Below are 16,281 nucleotides of genomic sequence, written 5' to 3'. Positions count from 1 at the left end.
AAAAAAAATCTCAAGATTTAATTGACAGAAGAGTATCCCTTGCAAAAGAAAAAAAATATGAAATGATTGCTCAAGCAAATGAAAGTCAAAGAATTTTAAGACTTGAAAAAAATGAAAATTTACTGGCAAGATTTATTGATGATTTGTTTAAAGCAGGGGAAGAATTTACAAAAACCGATTCTTATTTTGATTTACAAAAAAATTTATTTGAAAAAGTTATAGCAGGATTGAAAAAAGGCACATATTATTTGGAAATTATGGCATATGATTCGGCAAAAGACCAATTAATGGCAATTGCCAAAAAAAATAATATGCAAATAATTTTAATAGATATGGATAAAAGCCAAATAGGAGGCTTTAAAATTTCAGATATTGAAAAAACTTATAAAATTGATTGTTCTCTTAAAACTAAAATAGAAGATTCAAAATATGAAATAGGAAAAATGTTCTACTTTGAACTTGAAGAGGTGGGAAATTGAATATAGGTCATATTAAATCAATAAACGGCCCTGTAATAGTTGGAAGAGACATGTCAAAATTTAAAATGCGTGAAATGGTCGTTGTTGGAGAAAAAAAATTAATTGGAGAAGTAATTTCAATTGAAGGGGATTTGGGAACCGTTCAAGTTTATGAAGATACTACAGGCTTAAAAAGAAATGAGGAGATTACTTCTACAGGAGCACCCTTAAGTCTTAAACTTGGGCCAGGACTTTTATCAAATATGTTTGACGGAATTGAACGTCCCTTAAATAAAATAAAAGATGAATATGGAAACTTTATGCCTGAAGGAATAGGCCTTATATCTCTTGATGAAGAAAAACTTTGGGATGTTAAATTTCTTGTAAAAAAAGGAGAAAAAGTCAAGGGAGGACAAATTTTTGGGGAAGTAGAAGAAACTGAAATCATAACCCACAGACTTTTAATTCCTGTAGATGTAAATGGAGAGATAGTTGATATAGTTCAGGATGGGTCCTACAACATCGAGAAGGTACTTCTAAGGGTCAAAAATGAAGAAGGCATAGTAATAGATGTTAAGATGTATCAAAACTGGCCTGTAAGGATTCCAAGACCTGTTAAAGAAAGATTAAAAATTGATAAACTTCTTGTAACTGGTCAAAGAATCTTTGATGTTTTCTTTCCCATAGCAAAAGGTGGAACTGCAGCTCTTCCAGGAGGATTCGGAACTGGAAAAACAATGACTCAACACCAAATTGCCAAGTATTGTGATGCAGACATAATTGTCTATATAGGTTGTGGCGAAAGAGGAAATGAAATGACAGAAGTTCTTGAAGATTTTCCTAAGCTAATAGACCCTCACACTCAAAAACCTTTAATGGATAGAACAATTTTAATTGCAAATACTTCAAATATGCCAGTAGCAGCTCGTGAAGCATCAATTTATACAGGTATAACTATTGCCGAGTACTTTAGAGATCAAGGCTATCATGTGGCATTAATGGGGGACTCAACATCTCGTTGGGCAGAAGCTCTTCGTGAAATATCAGGACGTCTTGAAGAAATGCCAGCAGAAGAAGGATATCCAGCATATCTTCCTTCAAGAATAGCAGGTTTTTATGAAAGAGGAGGTTATGTAAACAGTCTATGCGGTCAGGAAGGATCTGTAACTTTAATAGGAGCAGTTTCTCCTGCAGGAGGAGATTTTTCAGAACCTGTAACTGAAAACACAAAAAGATTTGTAAATGTGTTTTTAGCTTTGGATAAAAATCTTGCATACGCAAGGCACTATCCAGCCATAAATTGGATGAATTCTTATTCAGGCTATACTGAAATGCTTAAAAATTATTATGATATAAATTTAGACGGAGATTTGCCGGGACTTAGGACTAAGTTTTTGGATTTACTTCATCAAGAAGCAAAGCTTAATGAAATAGTAATGCTTGTAGGAGAAGATGTACTTCCTGACGATCAAAGACTTATACTGGCAATTTGCAAAGTTATAAAAGTTGCCTTTTTACAACAAAATGCCTTTAATGCTACGGACACTTATGTGCCTTTAAAGAAACAATTTGAAATGTTAAGGACCATAGATCTTCTTTACACTGAAGGAATGGAAGCTGTAAAAAGAGGAATCCCAATTTCAAAAGTAAAAAATGATGAGCTATATGAAAGTGTAATAAATATGAAATACACTGTAGAAAACGACAATTTGGAAAATATAGTGAAGATTAACAATGAGATAAGAGACTATTATTCAAATCTTATTTCAACTTATGTAGGTGATTAGATGAAAAAAGAATATTTACTATTAGATAAAGTTGAAGGTTCAATTATTGAGCTTTCAAATCTTCATGATGTTTCCTTTGATGAAGTTGTAAAAATTTCCTCAGCGGATAATTCCCGTCAAATGATAGGTCAAGTTATAAAAATTGATGATGACAAGGCCACAGTACAAGTTTTCGGAGAAAGCCTGGGTATTTCCACAAAAAACATGAAAGTTGAATTTGAAGCAAAACCCTTTACCCTACCTATGTCAAAAGAAATATTAGGAAGGGTTTTTGATGGATTGGGAAGACCTATAGATAAGGGAACGGATATTTATTCAGAAACCTTTTTAAATGTAAATGGAAGACCTATAAATCCTGTTGCAAGACTTTATCCAAGGAATTTTATACAAACGGGAATATCTTCAATAGATGGTCTTATGACTTTAATAAGAGGACAAAAACTTCCAATTTTTTCTGGCTCAGGACTTCCTCACAATAAACTTGCAGCTCAAATAGTAAGACAGGCAAAAATAAGTTCTAAAGGTCAAGATAACTTTGCCATTGTTTTTGCTGCCATTGGTGTAAAACATGATGAAGCAAATTATTTTATAGAACAATTTAAAAGTGCAGGAGTTTCCGAAAAAGTAGTAATGTATATTAACTATGCAGACGATCCCATTATGGAAAGACTTATAGTACCGAAATGTGCCTTAACGGCAGCAGAATATTTGGCTTTTGAAAAAAATATGCATGTCCTTGTAATAATGAGTGATTTAACAAGTTATGGAGAAGCCCTTCGTGAAGTTTCATCATCAAGAGAAGAAGTGCCTTCCCGTAAAGGATATCCTGGTCATCTTTATTCAGACCTTGCCATGCTTTACGAAAGAGCTGGAATGATTAGAGGTTTAGAAGGATCTGTAACTTTAATACCAATCTTAACAATGCCTAATGATGATATTACTCATCCTATTCCTGACCTTACAGGTTATATTACTGAAGGACAGATAGTTCTTTCAAGGGAATTAAATGCAAGCGGAGTTTATCCTCCTGTGAATATATTACCATCTCTATCGAGACTTATGAAAGACGGTATAGGAGATGGATATACAAGAGAAGACCACGCAGATGTTTCGTCACAACTTTTTGCATCTTATTCAAACGCAGTGGAAGTAAGAGCCCTTTCACAAATAATAGGAAGCGAAGAACTTTCAGAATCAGATAAAAAATTTCTGGAATTTCAAGAAGCTTTTGAAAAAAGATTTTTAACCCAGGGATTCAATGAAAACAGATCCATTGAACAAACTCTGGACCTTGGTTGGGACTTATTAAAAATTTTACCAAAAGAATCTTTAGACAGAATAAGCCCGGAATTAAAAGAAAAATATTTAGGTGATTAGATGAATAAAAATATAGTCCCTACAAAGGCAAACTTGATGGAAATCAAGGGTCAACTTACCTTCGCAAAAAAAGGTTATGAGCTTTTAGATAAAAAGAGAACCGTTTTAATAAAAGAAATGATGGATTTAAATAAACAAGCGGCAAAACTTCAAGAAACAATTGTGACAGCTTTTAAAGAATCTTATGACGCCCTTGAAGATGCAACAATAACAATGGGCACCCAACAAGTTTATGAAATATCAAAATCAGTTCCCCTTGAAGAAAACTATGAAATTTTGTCAAGGTCTGTAATGGGAGTTGAAATCCCCCTTATAAAATACGAGAAGAAAAAAAACAAGGGAGGCTACTCAATTCACAAAACTACGACGGCTTTTGATATGGCATCCTTTGATTTAAATAATGTAAAATATTTGATTTACCAATTGGCGGAAGTTGAAAATGCAGTTTTTAGGCTTGCTACGGAAATAAAAAAAACAGGTCGAAGAGCAAATGCTCTTGATAAAAAAATTAATTCCCGAATATACGCAAATAGTAAAAAACATTGAAAATATTTTAGGCGAAAAGGAAAGAGAAGACTTTTTCAGATTGAAAAAAGTTAAAGACAAAAAGACAAGAAAAAAGGCCAAAATAAAAAATATACAAACAGCATAAAATAAAATTAAAAGAACTGTTGAAATCATTATTTCAGCAGTTTTTTTATGGAATATCTAAATAAAAAATTAAGATTTAACAAATATTTTATTAAACAAGATTTATATTTTTATTTTTGTGATAAAATTTTATTAGAAATATAAATTTAAGAAAGGCAGTTTTATGGAAGAATATATTAAATTGGTTGAATTTTTAGGAGTCACCTTGGGACCTGATTATGAAGTGGTTTTATATGAAATAAACGAGGATCAGGGTAAAATAATAGCTATATACAATGGAGTTATATCAGGGCGAAATATAGGAGATCCTCTAACTGAATTTACAAAAAAGAGTTTGGAAGAAAAAATTTATAAAAATATGGATTTCAGGCCAAATTATAGAGGCATTGCAAAGGGAAATAAATTTTTACGTTGCTCCACTTTTTTTATAAAAGATGACGAAGAAAATTTAAAGGGTATAATGTGTATAAATTTTGATGGAAAAAGGTTTGAAAAAGTTGCTGAAACAATTCTCGGACTTTGTCATCCTGATGAGCTTGTAAATCAAAATTATTTTCAAAGAATAGATAAAGATCATCTTGCAAAACAGTCGGAGAATGTAACAATTTCAATTATAGATTATGCAAAACATATAATTGATGATGTTGTTGATAAATATCCCAGTCCTGAAAATCTATCGAAAAAAGAAAAAATACAAATTGTAAAAGAACTTAATGATAAAAAAATTTTTGCCATAAGGCAATCTCTTCAATTTGTTGCAGAAAGACTTAAAATATCAGAACCAACCATATACAGATACTTGTCAAATCTTAATGAAGAAGAGTGAGTTTTTAGTCTATAATGGGTATAATTTTATTTAGAGGTGATTGAAATAAATAAGGACAATAAAAATAAAAATAAGATTAAAAATATAAAGATTGCTTATTATATAATAGGAATTCTTGTTATAATAGCAATCCCTTTAATTTTTAAGCCATATTTTCTCTCAAAACCTGAGTCGAATATAAAAGATGTGGACTATGTAACTTTTATTAAGCATCTTAATAAAAAAGAAGCTGAGGAAGTTCAAGTAAAAGATAGGGAAATTAACTTTACTTTAAAGGGAGAAAAAAATGTAGTTTATAAGACCTACAGGATGGAAGACGGTTTTTTAGCTCAAAGGCTAATTGATTCAGGAGTAAAAACCGATAGAATTTTTCCAAGTCAGCTAAACCCCATAGCAAGTAATATTATTTACATGATTTCTATGATACTCATGTTTATAATTATAGGCCAGATTTTATCAAGAACTGTATTTAAAAAATTTGGCGAAGGCGGAGTAGGTCCCATGAGTTTTGGCAAAAGTAATGCCAAAATTTATGTAAAAAGCACTGATGGAATAACATTTAAAAATGTAGCTGGACAAGATGAAGCTAAGGACCAATTAACAGAAATAGTAAATTTTTTACACTCTCCGGAAAAATATACGGATATAGGTGCAAAACTTCCCAAGGGAGCACTTTTAGTAGGACCTCCTGGAACAGGAAAAACTCTTCTTGCCCAAGCAGTTGCAGGAGAAGCAAATGTGCCTTTCTTTTCAATTTCAGGTTCAGAATTTGTTGAAATGTTTGTAGGACTTGGAGCTGCAAAAGTGAGAGATTTATTTAAACAAGCTCAAGAAAAAGCGCCCTGTATAGTTTTTATAGATGAAATTGATACAATAGGTAAAAAAAGAGATGGTTCAGGCTTTAGTGGAAACGATGAAAGAGAGCAAACTCTTAACCAACTTTTAAGTGAAATGGACGGTTTTGATTCAAAATTAGGGGTTGTTATTTTAGCAGCAACAAATAGACCCGATTCTCTTGATCCTGCTCTTTTAAGGCCAGGAAGATTTGATAGAAGAATTCCAGTAGAACTTCCTGATTTAGCAGGACGTGAAGCAATTTTAAAAGTCCATGCAAAAAAGATAAGACGTGAAGCTACTATAGATTATAAGGCAATAGCCCTTGCCACAGCAGGAGCCAGTGGAGCAGATCTTGCAAACATGATAAATGAAGCTGCTCTTCGTGCAGTAAGAGAAGGCAGAAATGCCATGAATCAAAGGGATATTGAAGAATCAGTTGAAGTTGTTCTTGCAGGATATGAGAGAAAAAATGCAGTTATTTCTCCAATAGAAAAAGAAATTATTGCATATCATGAAGTTGGTCACGCCCTTGTTGCTGCGAGACAAACAAACTCAGCGCCAGTTCATAAGATAACTATAGTTCCAAGAACTTCAGGTGCCCTTGGCTATACAATGCAAGTTGACGAAGAAGAAAAATTCTTAATGTCAAAAGATGAAGCCTTTAATAAAATAGTTACCTTAACAGGTGGAAGGAGTGCTGAAGAATTAATTTTCGGAACAAAAACATCTGGTGCAAGTAACGATATTGAACAGGCGACAAAAATTGCAAAGGCAATGATTACAAGATATGGAATGAGCGACGATTTTGGTTTTGTAGCAATGGCTGAAGTTAATAATCGTTATTTAGGCTCAGATGCAAATCTTACAGTTTCAGATAAAACTGCCCATGAAATAGACATTGCTGTAAGAAACTTAATTGAAAAAGCTCATGAAAAAGCTATAAATATTTTAAAAGAAAACAATGAAGCTCTTCATGAAATTGCCAACTATCTTCTTACAAGAGAAACTATAACAGGGGAAGAATTTATGGAGATTTTAAGAAAATATGATTAAATATATCAGCTTTGAAAGAAAAGGCATAAAGTCTTATGGCATTTTAAATGAAGAATATGTTTTTGATATTAGAGAAAATTTTAATGATATGCCTGGGACCCTAATAGAATATATTAAGGGTCCTAGGCTTTCTAATAATGTTATCTTAAATTCAAAGGCAAGATTAAAAAACGATGTTAGAATAATAAGCCCTATAGAAGTTCCTCAAAGAGGAATTTTTTGTGTAGGTATGAATTATAGAGAGCATCTTAGTGAAATAAAAGATTTACAGATGGAAAAAGAGCCTGAATATCCTGTGTTTTTTACAAAAAACATGAACAGAATTTTAGGGGACGGAGATTACATAAATGTAAGTGATTCTCCCAGCACTTGCCCAGACTATGAAGCGGAACTTGCCTTAATAATTGGACGTGATTGTAAAAATTTAACTGAAGAAAATGCTGAGAGTGTAATTTTCGGGTATTCCATAGCAAATGATTTTTCAGCAAGAGATTTACAAAAAGATTATTCCCAATGGATGAAGGGAAAGAGCTTAGATGATTTTTGTGCAATTGGGCCCTACATTGTAGACGCAAAAGATTTGCAAGTTGAAAATTTAGAAATAAAAAGTTTTGTAAATGGAGAGCTTAGGCAAAATTCAAACACAAAAAATTTAATTTTTAATATAAAAAGAATATTAATAGATTTATCAAAGGGCATGACCATAAAAGCCGGAGACATAATTTTTACAGGAACCCCTAAGGGTGTTGGAGGAGGCTTTAATCCGCCTAAATATTTAAAGAAAAACGATAAGGTAACTTGTTTTATAGAAAATATAGGTGAGCTTACAAATTTTGTTAAATAAATTTAATTTAAAAAGATGAAAAACTTTCATCTTTTTTTTATTTGCAAAATTTTCCTTATTAACAAATTAAATCATTAGTGCTATAATATTTTTTAAATTTTTATTTAGGAGAGAAAAATGTTTGAAAAAGTTATAAAAATTAATATGATGAGCACTGTTGCAATAGGACTTGTAATGTTATACCTGGGGAAATTTTTAAGAACAAAAGTGAAATTTTTCCAAAGATTTTGTATACCAGCACCGGTAATAGGAGGATTTTTATTTTCGTTAATACATTTAATTTTAAAGACTCAAAACCTAGCAAGTTTTGAGATGGACACAACTTTAAAAGATCCTTTTATGATGGTATTTTTTACGAGTATAGGTCTTGGAGCAGATATTGAAACATTAAAAAAAGGCGGCAAAGGATTTTTTGTCTTTACTGCAGTAACAGGACTTTTGATAATTTTACAAAATTTTCTTGGAATGTTTTTAGCAAAAATTTTAAAACAAAATGTACTCTTTGGTCTTGCCTGTGGATCAATAACAATGGCAGGAGGACATGGAACAGCAGGAGCATGGGGTCCAACTCTTGAAAGCTTAGGTTTAGTATCAGGTCAAGTTATCTCTATGGCGGCTGCAACTTTCGGAGTAATAATGGGCTCTTTAATAGGAGGACCTTTAGGTTCAAGTCTTATAAGACGATATAATTTAAAAAGCAATGATTTGAAAAAAGATCAAATTGATTTGGAAGAAAATGGTGTTTTAAGAATCCCCTTAGGAGAAAAAAGAGGTCAAATTCCATCAGAATTAAAGGGAGAAGATTTTCTAAAAACTTTACTTATAATGTTTATAGCAATTTCCATAGGTGTGATAGTAAATAAAATTATTGCAAAAAATATATTTATTGAAGGCACACCATTAAATTTACCGGAATACGTAGTTTCAATGATAATAGCGGGACTTTATGTAAATACCTTAGGTAAAAATAAAATCTATAAAATCGACAAGAGAGCAAATGATATTTGCGGAGATATAGGACTTAATATATTTTTGGTAGTTGCTCTTATAACTTTGGATTTAACTCAATTAAAATCAGTTTTTGGTCCTATGCTTATAATTTTATTTGCTCAAACTTTTGCCATAATTTTATTTGCCTATTTTATAGTATTTAGAATTATGGGAAAAAATTATGATGCGGCAGTATTGGCAGGTGGACTTTGTGGCTTTGGAATGGGGGCAACCTATAATGCAATGGCAAATATGGATTCTATAACAAGCGAGTACGGGTCATCAAGAAAGGCATATTTTATAGTTCCTATGGTTGGCGCTTTTGCTCTTGACATAATAAATGTAGTTGCCATAACTTTTTTTGCACAATTAAAATTTTAAATAATATAAATAAAAAAAGATAAGGAAAATAAAATCCTTATCTTTTTTAAATTTTTTAAATATTATTTAAAATCGCCGTTTAAATATCTATAAAATGCTTGATCAACTGAAATTAAATTACTTTCAATTTTTAAAGTGTTATCTTTACTTAATAAGCCATCTGAGAATTTTTTTGCATCTTCATTTTTTGTAATGGAGTACATTTCAAAATTGCCCTTTGAAATTATATTTTCAGTAACAGCTTCATAGCCTTCTTTCATTTCTTTAGCAGTATGGTATAAAGGTTGCCACCAAGAACTGTATAAAAGTCCTTTTCCTTCTTCATTGCCTTCATTTTTCTTTGCATATTGTAAAATAAGACCATCAAATTTATTTAAATCTTCTTCATTTTCAAATTCAAATAAAAGATCATATTCCAGTGCATTTGCAAGATATCTGTTTTCGCCGATCTTTACAACTTCATATTTATCAGTAGGTTCCGGAACTGGACCCCAATCAATCATATATTCAAAAGAACTTGTCTTAGGTTCCAATTGAACTTTTGCTTTTATATTTTCATCGGCTAATAATTTTATAAGTTGTTGAGCGTGTCTAATGTTGTCATGAGAGTATACTATTGTAAGATTTGGGTCAAAATTTGATTTATAACCTTTATATTTAACGTTATAGCCTGTTGTAGTGCTGTCTAAAATTGCTTCCATTCCCAATTTTTCAAGAGGATTGCCCTTAAAAAATGTAAATTCATTATAAGCTTGATTTAATTTTTGATAAATATCCTTATCACTTGTTAAACCTATAAAATTTTCTAATTTGTTTTGATATTTTAAAACTTGCCCTTCAAGATTTTGCACAAAAGCTAAATCGGATTTTTCATCTTTTTTTTCTAAAAAACTATTAATTCCATTGTCATCAAGACCAAAAACATCTTTTGCAACTGCAAGATATTTTCCAAAATCTTTAGCTTCTTCAATTTTTAAACCCTTAACTGCATCTTGAAGTTTTTCATCACTATAGGTATCAGCAATGTTTAAAAATCCTGCTCTGTCTAAAGCTGTAATAATTATGTTTATTCTTTCATCATCAGACTGGGGAATTTCTTCGTCGCTTTGACCTAAAATAGAATCGAGACTTTCCTTAAAACTATTTTGACTTACTTCAGTTAAGCTGCTTGTAAAAGCTTGCTTTTCTTCTTCTTTTTGCTCAACCTTTTTATTTGTGTTTTGACAACCGAACATAAATAAAAGTGATAGAGCTAAAATAAAAATGAGTTTTCTGTTTTTCATAATACCTCCTAACATTTAAACAGCTGATTTAATTTTAGCACATTGTAAAATATAGAAATATAAAATGAAAAAATTTCACCAAAATTACATAAAAAAGAGCAAACAAAAAAGGCTTCATTGAAGCCTTAATTAGATTGCTCTTTCAACTTTTTTACTTCTTAGGCATCTGGTACAAACATTAATTCTCTTTGGATGTCCGTCAACCATAGCTTTTACTCTTCTTATATTAGGAGCCCAGCTTCTGTTTCCTCTTTTATGTGAGAATGAAACCGTATTTCCAAAAACTTTTGTCTTTCCGCAAATATCACATTTTTTAGCCACAATGACACCTCCTTGTTATTCATTAAATAGCAGGAATTATTATAACACAAGAAAGCAAAGTATGGCAAATAAAATTTATAATATTGAATTTTTTTTATCACTTTGTTAATATTATTAATATGGATTTTCAATTAATCCATGTTACTCTTCGCAAAAAAATTTCAGGAGGAAAAAAATGAAAAAATCATTAGTTGCTATTTTTCTATCTTTAGCAATGATTTTAACAGCTTGTTCAAGCGGACAAAAAAATAGCAGTAATAAAGAAGAAAATAAAGAAAATAAAGAAGATAAAAAAGTTGTTTACACAAGTATATATCCTATATATGACTTTACAAAAAAAATCGCAGGAGATAAATTAGATGTGAAACTCCTTGTACCAAATGGAAGTGAACCTCACGGATATGAATTATCAAGCGATGATGTTAAAAACATTGGAGAAGGAAATTTATTTATTTATAACGGCGCAGGTCTTGAAAGCTTTATAGACAAATTACAAGAAACTTTAAAAGGAAAAGTTGAATTTTGTGAAGCGAGTCAAGGGGTTGAACTTATGGAAGGGCATCACCATCATCATGACGATGAAGAAGAACATGATGAAGAAGACCATGACCATGATCATGAACACGAAGGAGAAGACCATAATCATGATCACGAAGGAGAAAACCACGATCATGAACATGAAGGGGAAGAACATGACCATGAACACGAAGGCGGAATGGATCCCCATGTTTGGATAAGCCCTAAAAATGCAAAGATTGAAATGCAAAACATCTGTCAGGCTCTTATAAAACTTGATCCTGAAAATGAAACTTACTACAAGGAAAATTTAGAAAATTATTTGAAAGAATTAGATGCTCTTGATAATGAATTTAAAACTGATCTTGAGGGTCTTGAAAATAGAGAAATTGTAGTTTCTCATCAAGCTTTTGGATATCTTTGTCGTGATTATAATTTAAAACAAATTGCAATTGAAGGCATAAATGCAGAGTCTGAACCGGATGCAAAAACTATTGCAAATATTATTGATCTTGTAAAAAATAAGGGAATTAAGGTTATTTTTTCCGAAGAATTAATAGATCCTAAAGTTGCAGAAACTATTGCCAAGGAAACAGGAGCAAAAGTTCTTACCCTTTCTCCTCTTGAAGGATTAAGTGAAGAACAAGTTAAAAATCAAGATGATTATTTTTCTATTATGAAAGCTAATTTATCTAACTTACTTGAAGCTTTAAAATAAAGCGAAATTAGGTATAAATAACTAAAGCTCCGGTAAAATAAAAATTTGAGATTTTTAATATTAAAAAAAGGAGGGGAAGTCAAAGACTTCCCATTTATTTTATGGAATTATTACAAATAGAAAATTTATTTTTTGGCTATACCAAAGAAGATATTTTAAAAAATATTAATTTAAAAGTTTTTAAAGGAGATTTTATAGCTCTTTTAGGTAGTAACGGTGCAGGTAAGTCAACTTTAATAAAACTTATATTAAGAGAATTAAAACCAAGAGAAGGGAAGATAAGCTATTTTAAAAGTGATGAGGAATTTTATAAGGCTATAGCCTATGTTCCGCAGATTCAAAATGTTTCTTCAAAAAATTTCCCCATTACTGTAAGTGAACTTATAAGTCTTGGAAAATATAGGGATTTAAAAGGATTTAGATTCATTGGCAAGGACAATAGTGACTTTGTTTTAGATGCTTTAAGTCTTGTGGGAATGGAAGATTATAAAGATAGACTTTATTCAAAACTTTCAGGGGGGCAAAGACAGAGGGTTTTACTGGCAAAGGCACTTTCAAACAGTCCTGATATTTTACTTTTAGATGAGCCTACTAACGGAGTGGATGAAAAAACTGTTAAAAAATTATATCAACTTTTGTATCACTTAAATAAATTTCACAATACCAGTATTTTGATGATAACCCACGATATAAGCAGTGTAAAAGACTATGTAAATAAAATTTATGAATTAAAAGAAGGGAGCTTGATAAAAAAATTATGAGTATTTTTACCTATGATTACATGATAAGAGCCTTAATTGTAGGATTTCTCCTTTCAATTATAATTCCATTTATGGGAATTGTTGTGGTCAACAAAAAAATATCCGTTATAGGAGATGCCTTATCTCATGTATCCCTTGCAGGAGTTATGTTGGGACTTATGTTAAGTGTAACTCCTATTTACACATCTATAATTACCTGTGTAATTGCAGGAATTGTTCTGGAACTAATAAGAAAAAACTTTCCTGGATATGAAGAAATTTCCACTGCCATTATAATGTCAGTCGGCATTGGAGCTGCATCAATTTTAGCAGGATTTGTAAAAAAAAGCTCAAAATTTTGAATCTTATCTTTTTGGGTCCATAGTTGCAATTACAGATGGAGAATTTTATTTAATAATTGCAGTATCAATTATTGTTTTTTTGACCTTCATTTATTTTTACAGAGATCTTTTGTATGTTTCTTTTGATGAAAGTTCTGCAAGACTTAGTGGAGTAAAAGTAGATAGAATAAATTATATTTTCATTATTTTAATTGCAGTAACAATTTCAGTATCTGCAAGGACAGTTGGAATTTTAATTATTTCATCACTTATGGTGATTCCCGTTGCCTGTGCCATGCAATTTGAAAAGGGATACTTAAAAACCACTTTTTTATCATCTTTGTTTGGAATTTTCTTTACTATTTCAGGCCTTTTTATTTCCTTTTACCTTGGTTTAAAACCTGGAGGCACAATAGTTCTTATGGGAATTATTAGTCTTCTTATTATTTTAAGTATAAAAAAATGGGTATTAAATAATAAGGGGTGTTAAAGTGATTATAGCATTCAATAAAAAAATGCCTCAATTTAATGAAAGCAACTTTATAGCTGAAAATGCAACCTTAATCGGAGATGTAGTCCTCGGACAAAATTCAAGTGTATATTTTAATTCTGTTTTAAGAGGGGATTCAAACAGGATCCTTATTGGAGAAAATTCAGTAATTGAAGATATGTGTATGCTCCATGTAAATGCTTTTGATGAAGATATAATTATAGGAGATAGGGTTACTATAGGTCATAAAGTTATGCTTCATAGCTGTAAGATTGAGCATGATACTTTAATAGGAATGGGATCTATTATTCTTGATGGAGCTCACATAGGTCATCACAGCCTTGTTGCAGCAGGGAGTCTTGTAACTGGGAAAATGGAAATACCACCCTTTTCTTTAGTTGTGGGCAGTCCTGCAAAAGTTTTAAGAAAAGTGTCTGATAAAAATTTAAAAATGATAGATTTTACCTGGAAATTTTATGTCAATAGGTCTAAGGAGTTTATGTTAAATGAAAAAAACTAATGCCATGAGAATTTTAGATAGGGAAAAGGTTAATTATAAACTAAATGTGTATGAGCCGGATGAAAACATAACAGGGCTTGATGCAGCAAAAAAATTGGGTCAAGATCCAAATAAAGTTTTCAAAACTCTTGTCACAAAATCAAAAGATGACCACTTTGTCTTTGTTATACCTGTAGGAGAGGAACTGAATTTAAAAAAAGCTGCTCAGGTTGCACAGGTAAAGAAAATTGAAATGTTGCCCTTAAAGGAACTCTTGCCAACTACAGGCTACATTCATGGAGGTTGCAGTCCTGTGGGAATGAAAAAGCAATTTAAAACCTTCATACATGAAAGTGCAAAAAATTTTGATAAATTTTTTGTAAGTGCAGGCAAAGTTGGGATGCAGCTGGAAATAAATCCACAAGACTTAATAAGTGTCGTGGATGGAACATTTGCAGATATTATAAATTAATATTAGGAGAAGTTATGGATTATAGAAAAATTTATGAAGATTGGTTAAAGAGTGATTTTTTAGATGAGGATTCAAAAAATGAACTTAAATCAATAGAAAAAAATGAAGAAGAAATAAAAGACAGATTTTATAAGGATTTGGAATTCGGAACAGCAGGCTTAAGAGGAATAATGGGTGTGGGCACAAACAGGATGAACCCCTATGTTATAAAAAGGGCATCGGAAGGTCTTGCTCGTACAATTATAAATCATGGCAAGGAAGCAGTAAAAAAAGGAATAGTAATCGCCCATGATGTTAGATTTAATTCCCATGAATTTAGCATAATTGCCGCAAGAGTTTTTGCAAGTAGGGGAATAAAAACCTATCTTTTTGATGATATAAGACCGACTCCCATGCTTTCATATGCAGTGAGATATTTAAATACTCAGGCAGGAATTGTAATAACAGCTTCTCACAATCCAAAGATTTATAACGGATATAAAGTTTACTGGGATAAGGGTTCACAAATTCTTTCAGATATAGCTGATGAAATTTTAGAAAATATAAAAGAATCTAGTTATGATTTAAAAGATCTTATTACTTATGAGGAAGCTGTTAAAAAGGGACTTATTGAAATAATTTCAAAGGACCTGGATGAAAGTTACTATAAAGAAACTTTAAAAAAGCAAATTTCCAATGACATTGATAAGGATATAGAAGTTGTTTACTCGCCCCTTAACGGAACAGGCAATTATCCTGTAAGACACGTTTTAAAGGAAAGAGGCTTTAAAAATATAAGAGTGGTTAAAGAACAGGAAAATCCAGATCCAACCTTTGCAACTGTTGGATATCCCAACCCAGAAGACGTTAAGGCTTTTAAATTGGCAGAAGAATATGGCAAAAAATATAATTCAGATCTTATAATAGCAACTGACCCTGATTGTGACAGAGTTGCAATGCTTGGAAGAAAAAAAGACGGAACCTACTATGCCTTTAACGGAAATCAAACGGGAGCTATGTTAATTTATTATATTTTACACGGCCTTAGGGAAGCGGAAGATTTACCAGATAACGGAGCAATTGTAAAATCCATAGTAACAGGTAAACTTGGACAAAGAATTGCCATGGATTTTGGTATACAAACTTTTGAAACTTTAACAGGTTTTAAAAATATTTGTAACTTACCAAATATTTGGGATAAGACAAAAGAACATAATTTTATTTTTGGATATGAGGAAAGCATTGGATATGTTTATGGAGACCACGTAAGGGACAAGGACGCCGTTGTTTCTACTATGATGATAGTTGAGATGGCAGCATACTATAAAAAGCGTTCTAAGAGCCTTGTAGAGCTTCTGAATGATATATATAAGGAGTATGGATACTATAAAGAGCATCTTACAAGTTTAGTTCTCGAAGGAATAGAAGGCTCTGATAGAATCAAGAGAATGATGAAGGATTTTAGAGAAAAATCCTATGAAAAATTTGCAGGTATTCCTGTTAAAAGTCAAGAAGATTTGTTAAAAGATGAAAATTTAAAGGCAAATGTATTAATTTACAGATTAAGCGATGGTTCATGGTTTGCTTTAAGACCTTCTGGAACAGAACCGAAAATAAAATTTTATATTTATACAAAAAATGAAAATGAAAAACTTGCTGAAGAAACTTTAAGTAAACTGAAAGAAGATATTGAAGAAAAGTTAAATTCCGTAAAGTAG

General features: G+C 31.3%; 14 protein-coding genes and 2 pseudogenes. 14 read left to right on the top strand and 2 right to left on the bottom strand.

Features of this window, described 5'->3' with window-relative positions:
- The first annotated feature begins 62 nt into the window (after positions 1 to 62).
- From HMPREF1253_RS04185 to gltS, 8 genes and pseudogenes are all read left to right on the top strand, one after another.
- A complete protein-coding gene (locus HMPREF1253_RS04185; protein ID WP_023055612.1) occupies positions 63 to 479 on the top strand; it encodes a hypothetical protein in 417 nt (138 codons plus the stop codon).
- Positions 476 to 2,245 carry a V-type ATP synthase subunit A gene (locus HMPREF1253_RS04180; protein WP_023055538.1) on the top strand — a complete coding sequence of 590 codons (1,770 nt, stop codon included), beginning with the start codon at positions 476 to 478 and terminating at the stop codon, positions 2,243 to 2,245. Before HMPREF1253_RS04185 ends, HMPREF1253_RS04180 begins: the two co-directional genes overlap by 4 nt.
- A complete protein-coding gene (locus HMPREF1253_RS04175) occupies positions 2,246 to 3,622 on the top strand; it encodes a V-type ATP synthase subunit B (protein ID WP_023055592.1) in 1,377 nt (458 codons plus the stop codon). It abuts the gene before it with no gap.
- Positions 3,623 to 4,274 (top strand): annotated as a pseudogene (locus HMPREF1253_RS04170) (V-type ATP synthase subunit D). It begins immediately after the preceding gene.
- Positions 4,275 to 4,436: 162 nt separating this feature from the next.
- Entirely contained in the window at positions 4,437 to 5,099 is a 663-nt protein-coding gene (locus HMPREF1253_RS04165) for a transcriptional regulator (RefSeq protein ID WP_023055545.1), read from the top strand.
- Positions 5,100 to 5,135: 36 nt separating this feature from the next.
- Positions 5,136 to 6,989 (top strand): ATP-dependent zinc metalloprotease FtsH, encoded by a 1,854-nt coding sequence (ftsH, locus tag HMPREF1253_RS04160; protein ID WP_023055531.1) that lies wholly within the window; start codon positions 5,136 to 5,138, stop codon positions 6,987 to 6,989.
- On the top strand, positions 6,982 to 7,833 hold the full coding sequence (locus HMPREF1253_RS04155) for a fumarylacetoacetate hydrolase family protein (RefSeq protein ID WP_023055614.1): 852 nt from the start codon (positions 6,982 to 6,984) through the stop codon (positions 7,831 to 7,833). The genes ftsH and HMPREF1253_RS04155 overlap by 8 nt, the downstream gene beginning before the upstream one ends.
- A gap of 117 nt (positions 7,834 to 7,950) precedes the next feature.
- Positions 7,951 to 9,204, top strand: a complete 1,254-nt coding sequence (gene gltS / locus HMPREF1253_RS04150) for a sodium/glutamate symporter (RefSeq protein ID WP_023055508.1) — start codon at positions 7,951 to 7,953, stop codon at positions 9,202 to 9,204.
- Between the two features lie 62 nt (positions 9,205 to 9,266).
- Here gltS and HMPREF1253_RS04145 read toward each other — a convergent pair whose 3' ends face one another.
- Together HMPREF1253_RS04145 and rpmB are read right to left on the bottom strand one after the other, a co-directional pair.
- Positions 9,267 to 10,487: a hypothetical protein gene (locus HMPREF1253_RS04145; protein WP_023055590.1), complete on the bottom strand. Its 1,221-nt coding sequence runs from the start codon at positions 10,485 to 10,487 to the stop codon at positions 9,267 to 9,269.
- A 129-nt stretch (positions 10,488 to 10,616) separates the two neighbouring features.
- The gene (gene rpmB / locus HMPREF1253_RS04140) at positions 10,617 to 10,808 is read right to left on the bottom strand and encodes a 50S ribosomal protein L28 (RefSeq protein WP_023055535.1); all 192 of its coding nucleotides are present in this window, start codon (positions 10,806 to 10,808) and stop codon (positions 10,617 to 10,619) included.
- A 175-nt stretch (positions 10,809 to 10,983) separates the two neighbouring features.
- On the opposite strand from rpmB, the gene HMPREF1253_RS04135 reads away from it, so the two are divergent.
- The 6 genes and pseudogenes from HMPREF1253_RS04135 to HMPREF1253_RS04110 all read left to right on the top strand — a co-directional run bounded on the left by HMPREF1253_RS04135 (position 10,984) and on the right by HMPREF1253_RS04110 (position 16,281).
- Entirely contained in the window at positions 10,984 to 12,042 is a 1,059-nt protein-coding gene (locus HMPREF1253_RS04135; protein WP_023055622.1) for a metal ABC transporter solute-binding protein, Zn/Mn family, read from the top strand.
- A gap of 101 nt (positions 12,043 to 12,143) precedes the next feature.
- The gene (locus tag HMPREF1253_RS04130) at positions 12,144 to 12,803 is read left to right on the top strand and encodes a metal ABC transporter ATP-binding protein (protein ID WP_023055485.1); all 660 of its coding nucleotides are present in this window, start codon (positions 12,144 to 12,146) and stop codon (positions 12,801 to 12,803) included.
- Positions 12,800 to 13,613, top strand: a pseudogene (locus HMPREF1253_RS04125) (metal ABC transporter permease). Before HMPREF1253_RS04130 ends, HMPREF1253_RS04125 begins: the two are co-directional and overlap by 4 nt.
- Position 13,614: 1 nt before the next feature.
- Complete coding sequence (locus HMPREF1253_RS04120) at positions 13,615 to 14,133, top strand: gamma carbonic anhydrase family protein (protein ID WP_023055515.1); 519 nt, start codon at positions 13,615 to 13,617, stop codon at positions 14,131 to 14,133.
- Positions 14,120 to 14,584, top strand: a complete 465-nt coding sequence (ybaK, locus tag HMPREF1253_RS04115; protein WP_023055618.1) for a Cys-tRNA(Pro) deacylase — start codon at positions 14,120 to 14,122, stop codon at positions 14,582 to 14,584. Before HMPREF1253_RS04120 ends, ybaK begins: the two co-directional genes overlap by 14 nt.
- A gap of 14 nt (positions 14,585 to 14,598) precedes the next feature.
- On the top strand, positions 14,599 to 16,281 hold the full coding sequence (locus HMPREF1253_RS04110; RefSeq protein WP_023055589.1) for a phospho-sugar mutase: 1,683 nt from the start codon (positions 14,599 to 14,601) through the stop codon (positions 16,279 to 16,281).

Origin of the sequence: Peptoniphilus sp. BV3C26 (genome assembly GCF_000478985.1) — a bacterium.
In the GTDB taxonomy this organism is placed as follows: domain Bacteria; phylum Bacillota; class Clostridia; order Tissierellales; family Peptoniphilaceae; genus Peptoniphilus_B; species Peptoniphilus_B koenoeneniae.
The sequence above is the reverse complement of the archived record's forward strand: the minus strand, read 5'-3'. Positions and strand labels throughout refer to the sequence as shown.

Coding starts and splice junctions, on each gene's coding strand:
- HMPREF1253_RS04185 (WP_023055612.1), top strand. CDS start 63: ATGATTGCTCAAGCAAATGAAAGTCAAAGAATTTTAAGACTTGAAAAA.
- HMPREF1253_RS04175 (WP_023055592.1), top strand. CDS start 2,246: ATGAAAAAAGAATATTTACTATTAGATAAAGTTGAAGGTTCAATTATT.
- HMPREF1253_RS04165 (WP_023055545.1), top strand. CDS start 4,437: ATGGAAGAATATATTAAATTGGTTGAATTTTTAGGAGTCACCTTGGGA.
- HMPREF1253_RS04155 (WP_023055614.1), top strand. CDS start 6,982: ATGATTAAATATATCAGCTTTGAAAGAAAAGGCATAAAGTCTTATGGC.
- gltS (WP_023055508.1), top strand. CDS start 7,951: ATGTTTGAAAAAGTTATAAAAATTAATATGATGAGCACTGTTGCAATA.
- HMPREF1253_RS04145 (WP_023055590.1), bottom strand. CDS start 10,487: ATGAAAAACAGAAAACTCATTTTTATTTTAGCTCTATCACTTTTATTT.
- HMPREF1253_RS04135 (WP_023055622.1), top strand. CDS start 10,984: ATGAAAAAATCATTAGTTGCTATTTTTCTATCTTTAGCAATGATTTTA.
- HMPREF1253_RS04130 (WP_023055485.1), top strand. CDS start 12,144: ATGGAATTATTACAAATAGAAAATTTATTTTTTGGCTATACCAAAGAA.
- ybaK (WP_023055618.1), top strand. CDS start 14,120: ATGAAAAAAACTAATGCCATGAGAATTTTAGATAGGGAAAAGGTTAAT.
- HMPREF1253_RS04110 (WP_023055589.1), top strand. CDS start 14,599: ATGGATTATAGAAAAATTTATGAAGATTGGTTAAAGAGTGATTTTTTA.